The organism is Halopseudomonas sp. (assembly GCF_036961105.1).
In the GTDB taxonomy this organism is placed as follows: Bacteria; Pseudomonadota; Gammaproteobacteria; order Pseudomonadales; family Pseudomonadaceae; genus Halopseudomonas.
Genome location: NZ_JBALWW010000002.1, coordinates 50,647 through 68,728, shown reverse-complemented (window position 1 = coordinate 68,728; position 18,082 = coordinate 50,647). Strand labels below are relative to the sequence as shown.

Annotated in this window: 12 protein-coding genes; 3 read left to right on the top strand and 9 right to left on the bottom strand. The window is 61.6% G+C overall.

Translation table 11 applies throughout. The features are described from left to right. Positions 1-5 precede the first annotated feature (5 nt). From V7756_RS03125 to glgA, 8 genes are all read right to left on the bottom strand, one after another. Complete coding sequence (locus tag V7756_RS03125; RefSeq protein ID WP_335608704.1) at positions 6-1,166, bottom strand: zinc-dependent alcohol dehydrogenase; 1,161 nt, start codon at positions 1,164-1,166, stop codon at positions 6-8. A gap of 70 nt (positions 1,167-1,236) precedes the next feature. Beyond that, the gene (locus V7756_RS03120) at positions 1,237-1,650 is read right to left on the bottom strand and encodes a CBS domain-containing protein (RefSeq protein WP_335608703.1); all 414 of its coding nucleotides are present in this window, start codon (positions 1,648-1,650) and stop codon (positions 1,237-1,239) included. A 126-nt stretch (positions 1,651-1,776) separates the two neighbouring features. Next, complete coding sequence (gene glgX / locus V7756_RS03115) at positions 1,777-3,936, bottom strand: glycogen debranching protein GlgX (protein WP_335608702.1); 2,160 nt, start codon at positions 3,934-3,936, stop codon at positions 1,777-1,779. Then, entirely contained in the window at positions 3,933-4,337 is a 405-nt protein-coding gene (locus tag V7756_RS03110; RefSeq protein ID WP_335608701.1) for a DUF2934 domain-containing protein, read from the bottom strand. The genes glgX and V7756_RS03110 overlap by 4 nt, the downstream gene beginning before the upstream one ends. Continuing rightward, positions 4,334-7,177 (bottom strand): malto-oligosyltrehalose synthase, encoded by a 2,844-nt coding sequence (gene treY / locus V7756_RS03105; protein WP_335608700.1) that lies wholly within the window; start codon positions 7,175-7,177, stop codon positions 4,334-4,336. Before treY ends, V7756_RS03110 begins: the two co-directional genes overlap by 4 nt. Positions 7,178-7,186: 9 nt before the next feature. Then, a complete protein-coding gene (malQ, locus tag V7756_RS03100) occupies positions 7,187-9,304 on the bottom strand; it encodes a 4-alpha-glucanotransferase (RefSeq protein WP_335608699.1) in 2,118 nt (705 codons plus the stop codon). After that, on the bottom strand, positions 9,301-11,067 hold the full coding sequence (gene treZ, locus V7756_RS03095; RefSeq protein WP_335608698.1) for a malto-oligosyltrehalose trehalohydrolase: 1,767 nt from the start codon (positions 11,065-11,067) through the stop codon (positions 9,301-9,303). The genes malQ and treZ overlap by 4 nt, the downstream gene beginning before the upstream one ends. Then, positions 11,055-12,608 carry a glycogen synthase GlgA gene (gene glgA / locus V7756_RS03090; RefSeq protein WP_335608697.1) on the bottom strand — a complete coding sequence of 518 codons (1,554 nt, stop codon included), beginning with the start codon at positions 12,606-12,608 and terminating at the stop codon, positions 11,055-11,057. Before glgA ends, treZ begins: the two co-directional genes overlap by 13 nt. A 282-nt stretch (positions 12,609-12,890) precedes the next feature. Between glgA and V7756_RS03085 the strand changes: the two genes are divergently transcribed. Further along, complete coding sequence (locus tag V7756_RS03085; RefSeq protein ID WP_335608696.1) at positions 12,891-13,052, top strand: hypothetical protein; 162 nt, start codon at positions 12,891-12,893, stop codon at positions 13,050-13,052. Positions 13,053-13,196: 144 nt separating this feature from the next. After that, positions 13,197-14,510, top strand: coding sequence for a serine hydrolase domain-containing protein (locus V7756_RS03080; protein WP_335608695.1), 1,314 nt, complete (start codon positions 13,197-13,199; stop codon positions 14,508-14,510). A 66-nt stretch (positions 14,511-14,576) separates the two neighbouring features. On the opposite strand, the gene V7756_RS03075 is transcribed toward V7756_RS03080, so the two are convergent. Beyond that, a complete protein-coding gene (locus tag V7756_RS03075; protein ID WP_335608694.1) occupies positions 14,577-15,284 on the bottom strand; it encodes a DUF4197 domain-containing protein in 708 nt (235 codons plus the stop codon). 89 nt (positions 15,285-15,373) lie between these two features. Between V7756_RS03075 and V7756_RS03070 the strand changes: the two genes are divergently transcribed. Beyond that, positions 15,374-18,010, top strand: coding sequence for a membrane-bound PQQ-dependent dehydrogenase, glucose/quinate/shikimate family (locus V7756_RS03070; protein WP_335608693.1), 2,637 nt, complete (start codon positions 15,374-15,376; stop codon positions 18,008-18,010). Positions 18,011-18,082 lie beyond the last annotated feature (72 nt).

The following is an 18,082-nucleotide window of genomic DNA, read 5'->3' as shown; positions in this document are numbered from 1 at the left end:
CTGACTCACGCCTGGGGCTCAAGTTCTACTTTTACCCAGCCTGCATCACGCCGATCAAAGGCTTCAAAGGCACTGATGACGTCGCTCAGCGGTTCTACCTGGCTGAGGATTTTGGTGGGTTCGATCATGCCATTGACCACCAGGTCGATCAGGTGCGGCACATAGCGGCGATGCGGGCAGTTGCCCATGTTGATGGTCAGGTTCTTGTTCATGGCGTTGCCGATCGGGAAGGTCTCGGCGTTCGGCGGGTAGACGCCGATGATCGACAGAGTGCCCGCTTTTGCCAAGGCCTGAACTGCCCATTCAAGCGCTTGCGCAGGGGCATTACCGGGCTGCCATTGCTCGTCCCTGCTGCGCGAGGGGCGACCGCGCAACTCGGAGTGACTGTGTTCGGCGTCTACGCCCACGGCATCGATCACCCGATCCACGCCAATGCCACCGGTCAGCCGCACCAGCGTCTCGACGGGGTCTTCCTGGTCGAAGTTGACGGTTTCTGCGCCCTGGCGCCGTGCCATATCCAGCCGGTCGGGCAGACAGTCAACGGCAAATACCCGTGACGCGCCCATCAGCTTGGCGCTGGCGATGGCAAACAGACCTACCGGCCCGCAACCGAATACGGCGACGGTATCGCCGTCGCTGATCTCGGCAGCATCGGCGCCAAAATAGCCGGTGGGAAAAATATCGGAAATGAGAATGGCTTGATCGTCGGTGACCGTGTCCGGCAGTTTGACCAGGCCAATATGGGCAAAGGGTATTCGGGCGAATTCGGCCTGCAGCCCATCATAGCCACCGTTGCCCTGCGGCCCGCCGAAAAACGCCGTGCCGCCACGCTTGCCGTTGGGGTTGGCGTTATCGCATTGCGAGTAATAGCCAGCGCGGCAGTAAGAGCAGCTGCCGCAGGCGATGGTCGAGCACACGACAACGCGGTCGCCTATCTGCAGGTTGCGCACATCGTCGCCAAGTTGCTCCACTACGCCCACCGCCTCGTGACCAAGAATGGTCCCTTTGTTAACGCCTTCCACGGTGCCGCGCACAAAATGCAGATCGGTACCGCAGATGGCGGAGGCAGTGATGCGGATGATGGCGTCGGTGGGATCCTGGATGTTCGGTTTGGGGACATCCTCCAGGCGGATGTCGCCAACGTCGTGAAATACAACAGCTTTCATGGTGGGTTCCTCTAAATGACCGCGGAGAGGACACGGCTGATCGTACGACCGGCCCTCGCCTGAAGTCGGATCAATGCGGTTTGGCGACCCCTTCCAGAAGGGTGGACTCGCTGTCCTGATCGCCGCTGGCGGCAATGTTACCCAGCGAGACCACCCCCACCAGACGCTTGTCACTGTTGAGGACCGGCAGACGGCGCATCTCCAGACCGGCCATGTTGCTGGCCACTACCTCTACTTCGTCATCATCGAAGCAGTAACGGATATTGTCCGACATGACTTCACGTACCGGTGTGTTGCTGTCCAGCTCTTGGGCCACGGCGCGGACAGTGATGTCACGATCAGTGATCATGCCTATCAGGCGCTCGTTTTCCTGCACCAGCACCGCGCCGGTATCAATCTCGGCCATGATCATGGCGGCCTCGCGGATGCTATTCGTGCCGGTAGTAGTCTTTACGTCGGTGGTCATTATTTCACTGATTTTCATATTGGTTACTCCGTGGAATATGGCGGGTACAGGTGTGAGCGTAATACTCGTAAAAATGTGACTGAGATGCTGTTTCCGGAGTTCAGGGCTTTTTTCGGGTCTGTTTTCCGCGTTGCCATCGCCGGCTCAAGATTGCCCACGCAGTAGCTCGAAAAGCAGCAGGCTGCGCCCTGGCAGGGGAAACATCGTGGCAGGGGCGTGCGCTTCACCATGGCTCAACTCAGGCCGTGCGGTATCCAGCAGGCAGGCCCACTCCTGGCCGCCAGCCACCTCCGGCAGATAGAAATCCACGGTCTCGTCATGCGCGTTGAACAGCAGCAGCACTGTGGCGTCTTCACCGCTGCGTGGCAGGCCTGTGGGCTGGGCCCGACCATCGAACAGTACGCCCAGGGTGCGGGCGTTAGGGTCATCCCAGTTATCCGGCTGCATGGGCTCGCCATCGGGTCTCAACCAGGCCACATCAAGCACGTCGAGTTCTTCGTTGTATTCACCGACCAGGAAGCGCCCACGGCGCAACATTGGATAGGCACGGCGCAGACTCAGCAGCCGCCGGGTAAAGGCCAGCAGGCTGACGCCTTCATCGGAGAGTTGCCAGTCGATCCAGCCAATCTCGTTATCCTGGCAGTAGGCGTTGTTGTTGCCGCCCTGGGTGCGCCCGAACTCGTCGCCAGCCAGCAGCATGGGCGTGCCCTGTGACAGCAGCAGACTGCCAAGCAGATTGCGCATCTGCTGCAGACGGGTTTCGCGGATGGGCTGATCGTCGGTCTCGCCCTCTGCGCCGTAGTTGCAGCTGAGGTTGTGATCATGCCCATCCTGGTTGTCTTCGCCATTGGCTTCGTTGTGCTTGTCTTCGTAACTGACCAGATCGCGCAGGGTATAACCGTCGTGCGAGGTAATGAAGTTGACCGAGGCGTAGGGGCGGCGGCCCCGCTGATTGAACATGTCGCCCGAGGCCGTCAGGCGACGCGCGAGCTCGGGCAGTTGCCCATCATCGCCACGCCAGTAGGCGCGCAGTGTGTCGCGGAAGCGGTCATTCCATTCCGACCAGCCGGGTGGAAAACCGCCCACTTGATAACCACCGGGGCCGCAATCCCAGGGTTCGGCAATGAGTTTCAGGTGACTCAATACCGGATCCTGGCGGCAGGACACGAGAAAGGCGTGGCGCTCGTCAAAGCCATCGACCGCGCGGCCCAGTATGGTCGCCAGGTCAAAGCGAAAACCATCGACCTGCATCTCGGTTCCCCAATAACGCAAGGAATCGGTGACCATTTGCAGCACGCAGGGATGCGCCATGTCCAGGGTGTTGCCGGTACCTGAATCGTTGATGTAATAACGCGGTTCATCCGGCATCAGACGGTAATAGCTGGTGTTGTCGATGCCGCGCATGGAGAGGGTGGGGCCCAGTTCATTGCCCTCTGCAGTGTGGTTGTAGACCACATCAAGGATGACCTCCAGATTGGCCTCGTGCAGCCGCGCCACCATTTCCTTGAATTCGTTTACCTTGCCGCTGGCCAGATAGGCCGGATGGGGCGCAAAGAAAGCGATACTGTTGTAACCCCAGTAATTGCTGAGGTCGCGCTCAAGCAGGTGCTGGTCGTCGACAAAGGCGTGAGTCGGCAGCAGCTCGACGCTGGACACCCCGAGGGTACGAATGTGCTGCAGCAGGGCAGGGCTGACCAGGCCAGCGCAGGTCCCGCGTAGCTCCTCGGGCACCTCGGGATGGCGCATGCTGATGCCCCGCAAATGTGCCTCGTAGATCACGGTATCGGCCCAGGGTGTGTGCGGCCGGTTATGCTCCGGCCAGGTGAACGCTGGATCTATTACCTTGGCCTTGGGTACGAAGGGGGCGCTGTCGCGTTCATCAAAACTCAGGTCGGCGTCAGGCGACCCTATGGTGTAACCGAATAGCGCTGGCGACCAGCGCAGTTGACCTACCAGTTGCTTGGCGTAGGGATCAATCAATAGCTTGTTGGGGTTGAAACGATGCCCAGCTTCGGGTTCGTAGGGGCCATAAACGCGATATCCATACACCAGCCCCGGGTGCGCATCGGGCAGGTAGCCGTGCCAGATCTCGTTGGTGTGCTCGGGTAAGGTGATCCGCTCCAGCTCAACCTCACCAGTGCTGTCGAACAGACAGAGCTCCACGCGCGTGGCATGTGCGGAGAACAGAGCGAAGTTGACGCCCAGACCATCCCAGGTGGCGCCGAGGGGGAAACGTCGTCCCTCGGTCACGCGGGACTTGCGTTGTCCCGACTGGTTGGCGCTTGCCTTACCCGTTGCGCTCATGGCTTATCCTTCTGCGTTGCAGTAGTTTTGGGTGTGACGACTTTGCGTGTTTTGCTGGCGGTTTTTGCTGCCGGCTTGGCGGTGGGCTTGTCCCTGGGTTTGGCGGCGGTCTCTGCGCTGCCGGCTGGGGCCTTTTCGGCAGGCTTCCTGGCGGCCCGAGGCTTGCCCAGCAGCGCTGGCTTCTCCAGCTGGGTTTCGTCGGCCTTGGGCGCAGGGTTTGTCTTGCGCGCGCGTGACTTGGCAATAGGCGTTGGCGGGGTGGGGTTCAAATCGCCGTCCTGCGCGGTATCCATGAGTTCACGCGCCATCTGCCAATGGCGCTCACCCTGTCCTTCGGGTTTGCCCTCGCTTTCCCATATCTGATACGCGAGTTCGCGTACGCGGTTATCGTAATCGCTCATTGCACTATCTCCTGCGGTGGGTTTTCTCGGGTTGAATGCTCATGCGGGTGCTGTGGGGCGGATGAGCCATTGAGACAAAGCAGCTGCACAGGAAACCGGGCAAGCAACTCCTGCACCGGCAATTGGCCTTGCTTTGCGGCAAATTCGCTATTGCAGAACAGGCTCTGCAACTGCGCGTCTGGGGGCAGGCATGGCGGCAGTTCTATCCAGGTATCGCCCCATGACGCGGCAGGAATGAGCGGAACATGCGCACCATCGAGCAAGGGCTGCGGTAGGCGTGGTGCGACTATCACGTCGTATTCGCCCTCCCGCGCCCGCGCGAAGGCAATCAGATGTTCAGCCTGGGCGCCATGCACGGCCAGCGGCAGGTATTTGCCTTCTCGATACAGCCTGGCTCCGCCCAGACGGTGCTGCAGTACAGTGGCGATAACCCACTGCTTGATGCGGCCGTCGCGCCAGTTCTGCAGCAGCGCTGCTGGATCATAAACACCCCCCAGTGCGGAGGCTCTGCGGCTGAAGTCGATCGGCCTGCGATTGTCGGGGTCGACGAAACTGAAGTCCCACAACTCGCAGCCCTGATACAGATCAGGAATGCCGGGTGTCGTCAGCCGCAGCAGGGTTTGCGTGAGGCTATTGATCGCACCCGCCGGCGCCATGGCCATGGCGGCGCTCTCGATCGACTGGCGCAGCAGCGCATGGGCTGGGTCGGTCAGTAGAGCTGCGAGGAAGTCCGCGCAGGCATTCTCGTATTCTTCGTCAGGTCGCCACCAACTGCTTTGCAGCTTGGCTTCACGCAGGGCTTTCTGTTGCCATTGCTGCAGGCGCGGTAGAAACTCATCCATCTCTTCGCCTTGCAATGGCCAGCCGCCAAGCAGCATCTGGTAGAGCGCCAGTTCGTCATGCGGCGCGGGCGCCAGTTGCTCTGCGCACTGGCGCCGCAGGGGCGCCGCCAGTTGCATCCAGCTTCTGATATTGCCGGCATACCAGTCAGCGCTGCCGCTGATGACGGCCAGGCGTGCCCGCAGGTCTTCGCCGCGCTTGTTGTCGTGCGTCGCGGTTGTGAGCATGGACAATGGGTGCTGCCGTGCGCGGCGCTGGCAGTGCGCATGGAACTGCGCCACCGGCATGGCCAGATGCTCCGGGTCGAAACCCACATCGTTACGCGACAGCGACACGGCGTGACGGTACAGCGCAGTGTCTTCCACGGCCTTGGCGGCCAAGGGTGCGGTGAGCTGATGGAAGTGCGTGAGTACCTCGCGCTGCAGGCGGCGCTGGGGGCCGGGTGGCTGCTGATACAGCGGTTGCCCGCCGAGCCAGGCATCCATCTGCTCCAGCAATGGCCAGTCCGATTCGGCCAGTACCGCGCCAGCGGCTTCCACCACTTGCCGCATGATTTCCTCGTCTGCGCCCGAGCGACCACAGCTGCCGGCATAAAGCCGGTAGACCGGAAACTGCAGCAATATCTCGCGGAGCACGCGACGAATGGCTTCCATACCGTGTTCGGGCGGCAGGGAGTTGTGTCTGGCCAATTGCAGCAAGCCACGCGCTACCTTGTCGAAGTCGGCTTGCAGGGCGGTATCCAGAATGAATGCGCGCGCGGTGCGCACCTCCTGCAGAAAGTCTCCCGAGCGCCCGGTGCAGTCCTGCCACAGCTGGCGCAGTACCGATGCGCCACGGGCATCGTGCAACAACAGCGAGACCTCATTCATGAACTCGTAGCCGGTGGTGCCTTCCACTGGCCAGGCGGCGGGCAGGAGCTCATCTGCCGCCAGAATCTTTTCCACATAGATGGGAATGCCATGCCAGGGCAGATCCGCAGGTCGGTTCTGCTGCAGCTGGTCGAGCCGCCGACGCAGCCGCCTGCAATAATGTGCGGGGTCCGCGAGACCATCAATATGGTCGACCCGCAGCCCATCAATCAGCCCCTGTTCTACCAGCTCGAAAATCCTGGCGTGCGTGGCTTCAAACACGTCGCCGCGTTCCACTCGCAAAGCACCAAGCTGGTTGATATCGAAAAACCGCCGCCAGTTGATCATTTTCTGCGCATGGCGCCAGTCGGTGAGCCAGTAGTGCTGGTGCGCCAGCAGGCGCTGCATCTGCTCATTCGCTTCGCTGGTATCGGCGTTGTAGGTGGCCAGCACGCGTTCCACTGCCTGCAATGCAAAGGTCTGATTGCAGACTTCGGCCAGCGCCTGACTGAGTCGCGCCGCTTCAGCCGCTACATTTGATTGATGCTCCAGAGCGGCAAACAACTGGCCCAGCTGATTGAGCTGGGGCTCGTCGCTGGCTTGCAGGAGGCGGGCATAGGTAACCGGGTAGAGTGGCAGGTGGTGCTCAAAGTACTGCGCATGAAAACGTCCCTCGCCGGGGCTGAAGTGCAGCTGCAACTGCTGTGCTCGCAGTACCTGCACAAGGTCACCATCGAGCACCGGTACCAGTACCTTGCCGCGCAGCTCGGCGACCGGGCTTTGCCAGTCAATATCGAAGAACCCGGCCCACTGGCTGTCCGGGCCCCACTCAAGAACATGCTGCCACCACTGATTGGCGCTGTCGGCCACGTGCATGTGGTTGGGCACTATGTCGAGGATCAGCCCCATATGCCGGGCGCGCAGCGCTGCCACCAGACGGCGCAGGGCGGCTTCGCCGCCGAGTTCCTCGCTGATCCGGGTGGGGTCCACCACATCGTAGCCGTGGGTGGAGCCGGCACGGGCCTGCAGAATGGGCGACAGGTACAGATGGGTAATACCCAGGCGCGCGAAGTAGTTCACCTGGGCAACCGCATCGTCCAGGGTGAACCCCGGGTGGCATTGCAACCTCAGCGTGGCGTTGAGTTCATTCATGCGCAACCCTCATTCCTGCGCGGCCGGAGCCGTATGCAATTCGGGACCGGTGACGGCCTTTGTGTGGCTTGCCTGGCGGGACAGGGCCAGGCGGCGCAAGCGCCGCTGCACGCCGGGTATCTCGAGCATGTGCGCCGCCGGTTCGGCCCACCGTCTGCGCCAGTTGGGATGAGCTCCAGGCGGGCCGGGCAGGTTGGGCTGTTCCTCCGAACCCATGGCATCTTCCAACGGCAGCATCACCAGGGGTGCAGGACTGCAGCCAAGGAAGCCGATGCAGGCCTCCAATTGATTCTCCGGCGAGGTAATGTCTGCGGTGCATTGCCCGGCGATTTTCAGCGCCTTGCTCAGGGCATTGCGTTCGCAGGTGCGGTGCTGCAGGTCCTCGCGGGCCTCGGTGTCGGTGCGCTGCGCGAGACGGTGCCGCCAACTGATGTCGTTACCCTGCATCCAGCCATTGATGGTGGGCAGATCGTGGGTGGTGGTGGTCGCCAGCGCATCGCTGGGCCACTGATCCGGAAGAATGAATTCCCCTTGCTCATCCTGCTCGAACAGCAGCACGCGCATGCCCAACAGCCGGTTTTCCGCAAGGGCTTCGCGCAGGCCGCCGGGGACGGTGCCCAGATCTTCACCGATGATCAACGCGTGATTGCGCCAGGACTCGAGCGCCAGCAATCGCATCAGATCGGCGAACGGGTAGTTCAGGTAAGCGCCCTCGGCCGGGGAGCCGCCTTCGGGGATAACCCACAGGCGTTGCAAGCCCATCACGTGATCAATACGCACGCCACCAGCGTAGGCCAGGTTGGCCTGCAACATTTCGATGAACGCGGTGTAGCCATGCGCCTGCAACCCGCGCGGTGAGAACGCGGCGACGCCCCAGTTCTGGCCGTGGGTATTGAGAATGTCCGGTGGCGCGCCCACAGTCACCGAACTCAACAATTCGCCCTGGCGCGACCAGGCCATGCTGCCCCGGGGATCGGCGCCGACGGCTAGGTCGGTAATCAGACCCACGCGCATGCCGGCGGCCTTGCTGGCGTTCTGGGTCTGCTCCAGGCAGCGGGCCATCAGCCACTGGCAGAACAGATGAAAGCCAACTTGGTCTTCGTGCTCGCTGGCGAAGCGCTGCACAGTTGCACTGGCGGGGTCGCGGAAAGGCTCGGGCCACTGGCGCCAATCGCTACTGCCAAACTCTTGCTGCATATGCGCGTGCAGAGCTTCAAAACAGGCGTGTTGATGCAGCGCACTGCCGCCTTCGAGGCAGAAGCGCCGAAAATCCTGCAGCGGTAACGGTTGCTCCGCCAGCAGGTTGTCATACAGGCGGCGCAACAGGCGCAGGCGCGCATCGTTAACGCCTGGCCAATCAACCATGGGGGCGGATTCCAGCAAGGCCAGCTGCTCGCTCAGGTTGCACGCCAGCACAGCCCGCTCCACAGCGTCCTCGCCGAGTATCTGTGCAGGTGCGCTGTGCAACGCATTGAACAGCGAGCGGCTCGATGGCGAGTAGGGGCTGTACTGGTCCGGCATGGCGGAAAACATTGCGTGCACCGGGCTGATCGCCAGGGCGTCTGCGCCGTAGCTGGCGGCGCGGGCGGCCAGCTGCTGCAGCGCCAGGGTGTCGCCCACGCCGCCGTCGTGTTCGCGGCGAAGTGAATACAACTGGGCGCTCAAGCCCCAGATGCGTGCCTCGGTTTCGCCGGTGAGGCTGTCTACGCTCTGGCAGCTGGCAGGCGTGACTGCCAGCGTCAGCTGTTGGTCGGCGATGCGTAACTGGTGATAGCCGTAGGGCAGTGACTGAACCAGGCAGGCCTTGTGGTCCAACTGGGTCTCGATATGCTCGCCCTGTTCGGTGGTGATTTCGCAGCGGGCGAAGCGATGAAAACGGTCGCCAAGCGGGCAGGGGTGGCCGGCCACCAACGTAATCAGCGGACCAGCCATGGCCTGGTCCCGCTCCATGGTCGCGCGCTCAAGGCTGGCGCCGATCTCCGCCTCAGTCTCAGCAGCATAGCCAAGCGCCGCCAGGAGTTTGCGCAGCGCCGCATCGCCCACGGTTTGCGGCTTGCCGTGCGCGTCGGTCCAGTCGACGCTCAGGCCAACGGTGCTGGCCAACCGGGCCAATTGGGAGTTGTTCATAACTTTTTATCCATGCTGATCAATGCGCTGCAGCCAGGCAGCCGCTGCTCACGGGAGTCGGCGAGCGTCAAGCCGACGGTGAAGATTATTTCGGCTGTGGCGGACAACGGGGGGAGGGCGCAAGGCTGTGATGACAGGTTCAGATCGATACGCCACAGCGCCTCGTCCGCCATGCGCCAGCGCGCGGAAACCGCCTTGGGGCCCAGTACCTGCGCACCCTGCGAGCGGGCTCCGGGTAGGCGCGGGATCAGTTGGCCGTGACGCAGTGAGAGCAGGTGCCGGTAGTACTCCAGCCAGGCGCGGTGTCTGGGCTCGTTCAGCTCGCCGAGATTGGGCTGTGATTGGGTGAAGGTCTCCGGGCTATTGGGGTCGGGGATCCGCTCGCGTTGTTGCTCGTCGGCGAAAGCGGCAAATTCCCGAAACTCGTTGCGCCGGCCTTCACGCACTGCGCTAGCCAACTCGCCATGGTGATCAGTGAAGAACAAAAATGGCTGGCTGCAGCCCCACTCTTCACCCATGAACAGCAGCGGTACCATGGGACTGAGTACCAGCAAGGCGACCGCAGCCTTGAGCTGGGCTTCGCCGGTCAGGTTGATCAGGCGTTCACCCAGGGCGCGATTGCCGATCTGATCGTGGTTCTGCAAAAACAGCACAAAGCGAGTGGCGTCAAGGTGCGCACTGGGCGTGCCGCGGGCCTTACCGTGGCGATTGGCCTGACCCTGGTAGATGAAGCCTTCGCGTAGGCAGCGTGCCAGTTTCTCCGTGCCGTTCGCGGCGAAGTCGGCGTAGTAGCTGTCCTGCTCACCGGTCAGCAAATGATGCAGCACATTGTGGCCGTCATCGTTCCACTGAGCCCGGTAGTGCCGTTCCAGCAGGTGCGCATCGTTGCCTTCGTTCTCGAGTATCAGATGCAGATGCCGACCTTCGCTCAGGCTGGCCTTGACCCGTTCGGCCAGCTCAGTCAGCAGGCTCCGATCCTCAATGGCGTGCACCGCATCCAGCCGCAGCCCATCAACGCGGTACTCATGCACCCACATCAGCGCATTCTCGATAAAGAAGTCGCGTACCTGCGGCTTGCGAAAATCTATCGCCGCGCCCCAAGGGGTAGGGATATCGTTGCGGAAAAAGTCGCTGGCGTACTCAGCCAGGAAGTTGCCATCGGGGCCAAAGTGGTTGTAGACCACGTCGATAAACACCATCAGGCCCAGGGCGTGCGCGCGATCAACCAGGTGCTTGAGTTCATCCGGGGTGCCGTAGCTGGACTGGGGTGCATAGGGCAACACTCCGTCATAGCCCCAATTGCGCTCCCCAGGTACCTCGTTCAGTGGCATCAATTCGATGGCAGTGACGCCCAGTTCGCGCAGATGTGGCAGCCAGCCTTCCACCTGTCTGAAGCCGCCGAGCGCGCCTACATGCAATTCATAGATGACCGTTTCTTCCCACGGCCGGCCCTGCCAGTCTGGCGTGTCCCAGCTGTAGGACTGCGGGTCAACCACCAGGCTGGGGCTGTGGGGGCCGCGGCGCTGTTGGCGCGAGGCGGGGTCCGGCACCTCCAGTCGATCATTGATGCGGTAGCAGTATTCCACCCCGGCACCCACCGCCACTGTGGCTTCGAACCAGCCATCAGCCTGAGGCTGCAAAGCATGCAGGCCACCACCGGCAACCCGCAGGTCCACTTGCCGTGCGTCCGGCGCCCATAGGCGAAAGCGGGTATGACAGGGGTCCAGCAGCTGCGCGCCGTGGCTGGCCTTCAGCCCAGGCATGCCTGCACCATCGCCAGGGTCTGTGCGCCGCTCAGCGTGCTCCGCTGTTCTACCAGAGCGTCATAAAGGCTCGCGTAAGGGCGCACCGCCTGCTGCCAGTAGTTTGGCGTAGCCATGGCTTTGCGCCGCATGGCGCGCATCAGCGGCGGATGACGATGGATGGCGAAGGCGCGGTCCAGCGCGTTGATATACTCCTCTCGATCCAGCTTATTGAAGAGGATGCCAGTCACGCCGTCTTCAATAGTATCGGCCAGCCCGCCGGTACGTCTGGCGATGGGCAGCGAGCCAAAGCATTGTGCATACATCTGGCTTAGCCCGCAGGGTTCATATACCGAGGGCATCAGCAGGAAATCACTGCCGGCAAAAATGCGCCGGGCCAGGGTCTCGGTGAAGTCGATCTGCACGCCGATTCGTCCCGGGTAGCGAGCTTCCAGCGCTTTCATGCGCTCTTCCAGTTGACGCTCACCGCGGCCGAGGACTACCAGGCGGCCGCCCTGGCTAACCAGGTGATCTGCCACCTCAAGGGTGAGGTCTATACCTTTCTGGTGGACCAGGCGGGAGACAACGCTGAATAACGGTCCGTCACCAGACTCAACGCCAAAATACTCCTCGACATGGCGGGCGTTATTCGCGCGACCCTGCCAGCGACGGGTATCGAAATGGCTCAGCAGATGCGGATCGGTTGCCGGATTGAAATCTTCATTGATGCCATTGACGATGCCGCTGAGCAGGCCCTGGCGTGACTTCAGCGCGAGCAGTCCCTCCAGCCCACAGCCGAGTTCTGGCGTGGTGATTTCCTGGGCGTAGGTTTCGCTCACCGTGGTGACGCGGTCGGCATAGTTGATGCCGGCTTTGAGTAGTGAGAGTTGCCCGTAATATTCCAGCCCATCCGCGCTGCCGTAGTCGTCGGGGAGGCCAAATTCGGTCAGACAGCGCGGATCGCACAACCCCTGATACGCCAGGTTGTGGATGGTAAATACACTGGCTGTGGCCAACTGCATCCATTTCATGTAAGCCGGTGTCAGCCCGCTGGGCCAATCGTTGGCGTGAACCACCTCGGGCTCCCAGGCCAGCTTGCCTTCGCCGGCGGCCAGTTGTGCAGCCGCCAGCGCGAAACGGGCAAAGCGAATATGGTTGTCCGGCCAGTCTCGGCCTTCGGCATCGCCGTAGGGATTGCCTTCGCGGTTGTACAGGGTGTCGTTGAGCACCACATAGACGATCAGGCCGTCCTGCATGTCCATGCGGCCAATATGGCAGCTGGGTAGTGCGGCATGACCCTTGAGGTGAGCTACCACGCGAATGGGGTAACCGCTTTCCAGCACCTGACGGTACCCCGGTATCAGCACGCGCATATCGTGAAAGGCATTGAGTGCTCGCGGCAGGGCAGCGGCTACATCCCCGAGGCCACCGACCTTGATGAGGTCGTTCAGCTCCGAAGTCACAAACAGGATCTTGTGATGATCTCTGGAGGAAAAACGAGGCTTTTCCAGAGGTTGTGTGTGCAGGCTTGCCTTATTGAATGTTGCTACCGCGTGTCCCATGCCATTCTCCTGGTTCTCCGTCCTCGCGTGTGGAACACAGCTGTTCCACCCTAAGACATGAGCGTAATCAACGTATTAATCGGGGTTGTATGCAATAAAAGCGGGCGATGCCCTCATAGAAAAATCGACCGGGGAGAAAACCAAAAGGTTCGAACATTTTTTGCAAAAGGTTGCAGGCACAGGCCGCAGTGAAGCGGCGCTGGCGCGGCCACCTTGAACCTCTGCCGCCCGTTGGCATCAGAACAACAGGGCCGCCCCATTCCTGGCCCGCAGGAGGTGCTTATGTCGAACGACCAGAATCATCCCGGTGAAAACAACCTGCCGCACAAGCCCAGACCCGATGAAGAGTCGCCACACAACAAGTGGGAAGGGCCGGTGGAAAGCGAAGACCTCAATGAAGTGGATGCTGGCGAGATTGCCAAACGAGTAAAAGAAGAGGAGTAGGCGCGGCGGCATTCATTGCGCTTATGGTGGGCTAATCCGTTCGACGGAGTCTGTCGGAGTTGCTTGCATTGGTTGTGGGTGCTGATTAGGGTCGAGTCAGCAGTGCCCACAACAACAAGCGACTCACGACAGGACTTGCTCACCATGCTCAACGCAGTCGGTTTTGCAGCGCAATACGCCCGTATTGTCTGCGCTCCGGAAGAGCCGGAAACCACCAGAGGTACCCCCAGCTATCCAGACTCGGCCAGTATTCCCTTGGCCGAGCTGGCCTACATGCAGGGCTTTCCGCCCCCGGCGGACAAGCAAATAACCCGCGCAAATTATCTGGTTGAATATCCCAAGCTACGCTGGGCCTTCCAGCATATGCGCGAGCTGATTCCGTCGCGGCAGATCGCGCGTGGGGCAGTGCAGACCACTGAGCTGCCTTCCGGTCCGGACCGGCAGGCGGACATTGATGCGCTTTCCATTGAGCTGGTTGATGGCTCGCGTATCGGTTTCAGTGAATTTCTCGATCGTTCATACGCTGACGCCCTGTTGATCGTGCACAAGGGAAAGGTGATCTATGAGACCTATCCCAATCTGCACGACAGCCAGAGCCCGCATATGCTCTGGTCGGTTACCAAATCCTTTACCGGCATGATCGCGCATATGCTGGTGCTGGAAGGTCAGCTCGATCCGCAGTCGCAGGTGACAGAGCATATTCCGGAACTGGCCGGTTCCGGCTGGGCGGGCGCCAGCGTGCAGCAGGTGCTGGACATGACCGCTGACGTGAAGTATTCAGAGGTTTACGCCGATGGTACTTCCGATGTGATCCATTACGGCCTGGCTGCAGGTATCACTCAGTCACCGCAATGGACCGGCCCCGCCAGCCTTTACCAGTACCTGCCCTCGATTGGCGCTGACCGTCCGCACGGGGAGCATTTTGCCTATCGCACCGTGCACAGCGAAGTGCTGGGGTGGATCATCCGACGGGTGTCGGGGAAAGATCTGGCACAACAGATAAGCGAGCGTATCTGGTGCAAACTGGGGGCGGAACAGGACGCCTACATTCTGCTCGACGGCAATGGTACCGAGTGGGCCGGCGCCGGTCTTAACGCTACCCTGCGCGATCTGGGACGCTTTGCCGAAATGCTGCGTCTGGACGGCCGCTATAATGGCCAGCAGGTAGTGCCTGCCGAGCTCATCCGGGAAATTCAACGCGGGGGCGACAAGGCTGCCTTTGAGCGCTTTGGTCGCAAGGGCATGGAGGGCTATTCGTACCACAACCAGTGGTGGGTTTCGCACAACACCGATGCGGTGTTCGAGGCCATGGGCGTGCATGGGCAACTGGTGCACGTGAATCCGGGGGCGGAGCTCTGCCTGGTGCGTTTGGGCTCACATCCGGTGGCCAGCAATGACTTTACCTACGAGATGACGCGCCGGGTGACCGAGGCGCTGGCCCAACTGCTGCGGGGCTGAGACGCGCTGCGCCGTACTGGCAAAGCGTATTACCAGACGGCGCGGCAAGCAGGCACAGCGGCAAGGTCACAAGCTGCCGAAAACCTTTTTCGCCAGGCTGGTGGCTGCCTGCGCCGGATTGCTGCGAATGTCGGCCTCCTGCTGCGCCATCATTTCAAACAGCCCGTCCAGCGTCTGTTCGGTGACGTAGCCTTCGATATTGGCATCCTTGCTGTCGACCACACCGAAGACAGCCGCCTGCGAGGCAAAGCTGTTGTATTGCTGCGCCAGTCCCACCTGGTCGGTAGCCTGCTTCACTACCGGTAGAAACAGCGCACGAATCTGCTCGCGACTGCTGGTTTCCAGATAGCGCGTGGCTGCGTCGTTGGAGCCACTGAGGATTGTTTTGGCATCCTGCAGGCTCATTTTGCCAATAGCATCCACCAGCAACGCCTGAGCTTGTGGCACAGCAGCCTCTGCGGCCTGATTCATGCTCGATTCCAATTGGCTGATCTGATCGCCCATACCCATCATTTTCATGGCGCGGGAGGCTTTGCCGAGATTGCCGGGCAATTCGATGCGCACGTCGGGATTGTTGCTGAAGCCTCCGGGCGCACTCAGCTCCTTGACCGCCACCTCTGCACCCTGAGCCAGTGCGTCCTTGAGGCCAGCACTGGCGTCGCCCTGGCTGAGATCGGACAGCGACAGGGCATTGGCCGGTGCGGTGACGAGACCCACCAGCAGGGCAATGGCTATGGCTGAGCAACCCCATGATTTGAATTTGTAACGGAACATGTCAGTCTCGCTATAGTCGATGAGAAGGTAGAGCTTAGCGCATCTACTACACTGACAGACCTGACAGCGTACAAAATTCGGGAGGAACTATGCTGCGCACCATCATCGCTTTGCTGGTACTGCTCTGTGGCCTGGCTCTGGCCGCGGGAGGCGCCTGGCTGGCGTTCCTTGGCGGCAGCTGGTTCTATCTGCTGCTGGGGCTGGTGTTGCTGGCATCCGGCGCACTGCTGTTGGCACGCCACGCGGTGGGCCTCATGCTCTACGCTATCGCCCTGTTGGCGACCCTGGGCTGGTCGGTCTGGGAGGTCGGCTTTGACTGGTGGGCGCTGGCGCCGCGCGGTGGTTTGCTGATTGCGCTGGGCCTGCTGTTGCTGATACCCACCGTGCGCCGCAGCCTGCGCTCGCAGACCAGCCATATTGCCTATACCGGCATGCTCTGTCTGGCGCTGCTGGTTTCTGCGGGCGTTGCGGGTTACGCCCTGCTGCAGCCTCAAGGCATAGTGGGCACCTTCAGCGAGGAACGCATGGCGGCGGCTGCAAGTGAACAGGTAGCTGCCGATCCTGTGCCGGAGGGGGAATGGCACGCCTACGGCCGTACGGCCGCCGGACAGCGGTTCTCACCGCTGACGCAGATCAATCCGAATAATCTGGGTGAACTGCAGGAAGTCTGGCGCTACCACACCGGTGAGGTGCGCGACGGCGATGATCCGGGCGAGACCACCTATGAGGTGACGCCCCTGGTGATCGATGAGCGCATGCACCTGTGCACTCCCTTCGGTACTGTGATCACGCTCAACCCGACCACCGGCGAGGAGCTGTGGCGCTTTGACCCGCAGCTCAAACAGCCCCCTACAGTGACCACCCAGCACATGACCTGCCGGGGTGTGTCATACCATGACGCGGGCTCTGGCTCTGCTCTGGCGGCGGATGAAGCCGAGATTCAAAGCCCGGTTCAGACTGCAGAGGATGGGGTAAACGCCACTGAAGCAGAGCAGACCGCTGAGGCCCGTCAGCCAGCCGAGCCGCTGAGTGAGCCGCAGCCCAACCAGCGGGCCAGCGCCAATCCCAGCCTGAGCAATGCCGAGCGCTTGCAGATGAGTGTGGCCGAGATTACCAGCAAGGCGGCCGGCGTGCCGCAGAATGTTGCGGCTGGCCAGGCCGTGTCGGGCGATGCCAACCCCCAGGTGCGGCGCGAAACGGGTTACCGCAACGTGACCGGGGACTGCCGCAAGCGACTCTTTGTGCCCACTTCCGATGGGCGCCTGATTGCCATCAGCGCCGCGACGGGGGAGATCTGTCCCGGTTTTGGCGGCGATGACGGTACCATCAACCTCTGGGCCAATATGCCCAATGTGACGCCTGGCTCCTATTACTCCACCTCGCCACCGGTGGTAACCGACAAGGTGATCATTGTTGGTGGCGCAGTGAATGACAATGCCGCGACGACTTCCCCTTCGGGTGTGATCCGGGCCTTTGATATCTATACCGGTGAGCTGGTGTGGAATTTCGACAGCAAGAATCCGGAGGCCATCGCGCCTATCGCCGAAGGTGAAACCTACTCGGAGAACGCGCCGAATTCCTGGAGCGTGTCGAGCTACGATCCCGAGCTGGATATTGTCTATCTGCCCATGGGCAATCAATCGCCGGACCAGTTTGGCGGCAACCGCAGTGACGCGGTGGAAAAATACTCGTCGTCCATTCTGGCGCTGCATGCCAGTACCGGTGAGGTGGCCTGGGTGTTCCAGACGGTGCATCACGATCTGTGGGATTACGACGTGCCGTCGCAGCCAAGCCTGGTAGACCTGACCATTCAGGGGCAACGCATACCGGCCTTGGTAGCGCCGACAAAACAGGGGGAAGTGTATGTACTGAATCGGCAGACTGGCGAGCCGGTATTGCCGGTCACCGAGGAGCCGGTGCCCCAAGGCGCCGCCGAGGGCGATTTTACCGCGCCGACCCAGCCGGTCTCGGCAATTTCGTTCAATCCGCCCACGCTGAGCGGCAAGGACATGTGGGGCGCGACCTTGCTGGATCAACTGGCCTGTCGTATCCAGTTTCACCAGCTGCACTATGAGGGCCGCTTTACTGCGCCCTCGGAGCAGGGGACACTGGTGTATCCCGGCAACTTCGGTACCTTCAACTGGGGTTCGGTGGCAATCGACCCCGACCGCCAGATCATGTTCGCGATGCCGGTGTATCTGGCTTTCACCTCCACACTCACACCGCGCGGCGACGATACCAGCCGTTTTGTTACCCGCGATGGCCAGCCGATCATCAACGAAAATTTCGGCGCGCCCTATGCCACCAGCATGAGTCCCTTCATGTCTCCCATCGGCTTGCCCTGCCAGCAGCCACCCTGGGGCTACGTCGCCGGGGTGGACCTGACGACCGGCGAGACGCGTTATCAGCGGGTCAACGGTACGGTGCGTGACCTCGCGCCCGTGCCGCTGCCATTCGAGATGGGCGTGCCCGGGATTGGCGGGCCGATAGTCACGCGGGGCGGGGTGGCCTTCCTCAGCGGGACTCTGGACTATTACGTGCGTGGTTACGATCTGCGCACTGGTGAGGTGCGCTGGAAGGCGCGCCTGCCAGCCGGTGGTCAGGCCACGCCGTCCACCTACCTGGGTGCGGACGGCCGTCAGTATCTGGTGGTAGTGGCTGGCGGCCATGGCTCCACCGGGACCAAGGCCGGGGACTCGATAATCGCCTACGCATTGCCGAAATAGGGCATGAGGCTACGACCCATGGCCGTTTCATCGCAGTGTCATGAAACGGCCATGGGTGAGTAACAGCAGCTG

Excerpts from the sequence above, each read along its gene's own strand:
- V7756_RS03080 (WP_335608695.1), top strand. The coding sequence starts at position 13,197 with ATGCTCAACGCAGTCGGTTTTGCAGCGCAATACGCCCGTATTGTCTGC.
- V7756_RS03075 (WP_335608694.1), bottom strand. The coding sequence starts at position 15,284 with ATGTTCCGTTACAAATTCAAATCATGGGGTTGCTCAGCCATAGCCATT.
- V7756_RS03125 (WP_335608704.1), bottom strand. The coding sequence starts at position 1,166 with ATGAAAGCTGTTGTATTTCACGACGTTGGCGACATCCGCCTGGAGGAT.
- V7756_RS03120 (WP_335608703.1), bottom strand. The coding sequence starts at position 1,650 with ATGAAAATCAGTGAAATAATGACCACCGACGTAAAGACTACTACCGGC.
- glgA (WP_335608697.1), bottom strand. The coding sequence starts at position 12,608 with ATGGGACACGCGGTAGCAACATTCAATAAGGCAAGCCTGCACACACAA.
- glgX (WP_335608702.1), bottom strand. The coding sequence starts at position 3,936 with ATGAGCGCAACGGGTAAGGCAAGCGCCAACCAGTCGGGACAACGCAAG.
- treY (WP_335608700.1), bottom strand. The coding sequence starts at position 7,177 with ATGAATGAACTCAACGCCACGCTGAGGTTGCAATGCCACCCGGGGTTC.
- treZ (WP_335608698.1), bottom strand. The coding sequence starts at position 11,067 with ATGCCTGGGCTGAAGGCCAGCCACGGCGCGCAGCTGCTGGACCCCTGT.
- V7756_RS03085 (WP_335608696.1), top strand. The coding sequence starts at position 12,891 with ATGTCGAACGACCAGAATCATCCCGGTGAAAACAACCTGCCGCACAAG.
- V7756_RS03110 (WP_335608701.1), bottom strand. The coding sequence starts at position 4,337 with ATGAGCGATTACGATAACCGCGTACGCGAACTCGCGTATCAGATATGG.
- malQ (WP_335608699.1), bottom strand. The coding sequence starts at position 9,304 with ATGAACAACTCCCAATTGGCCCGGTTGGCCAGCACCGTTGGCCTGAGC.
- V7756_RS03070 (WP_335608693.1), top strand. The coding sequence starts at position 15,374 with ATGCTGCGCACCATCATCGCTTTGCTGGTACTGCTCTGTGGCCTGGCT.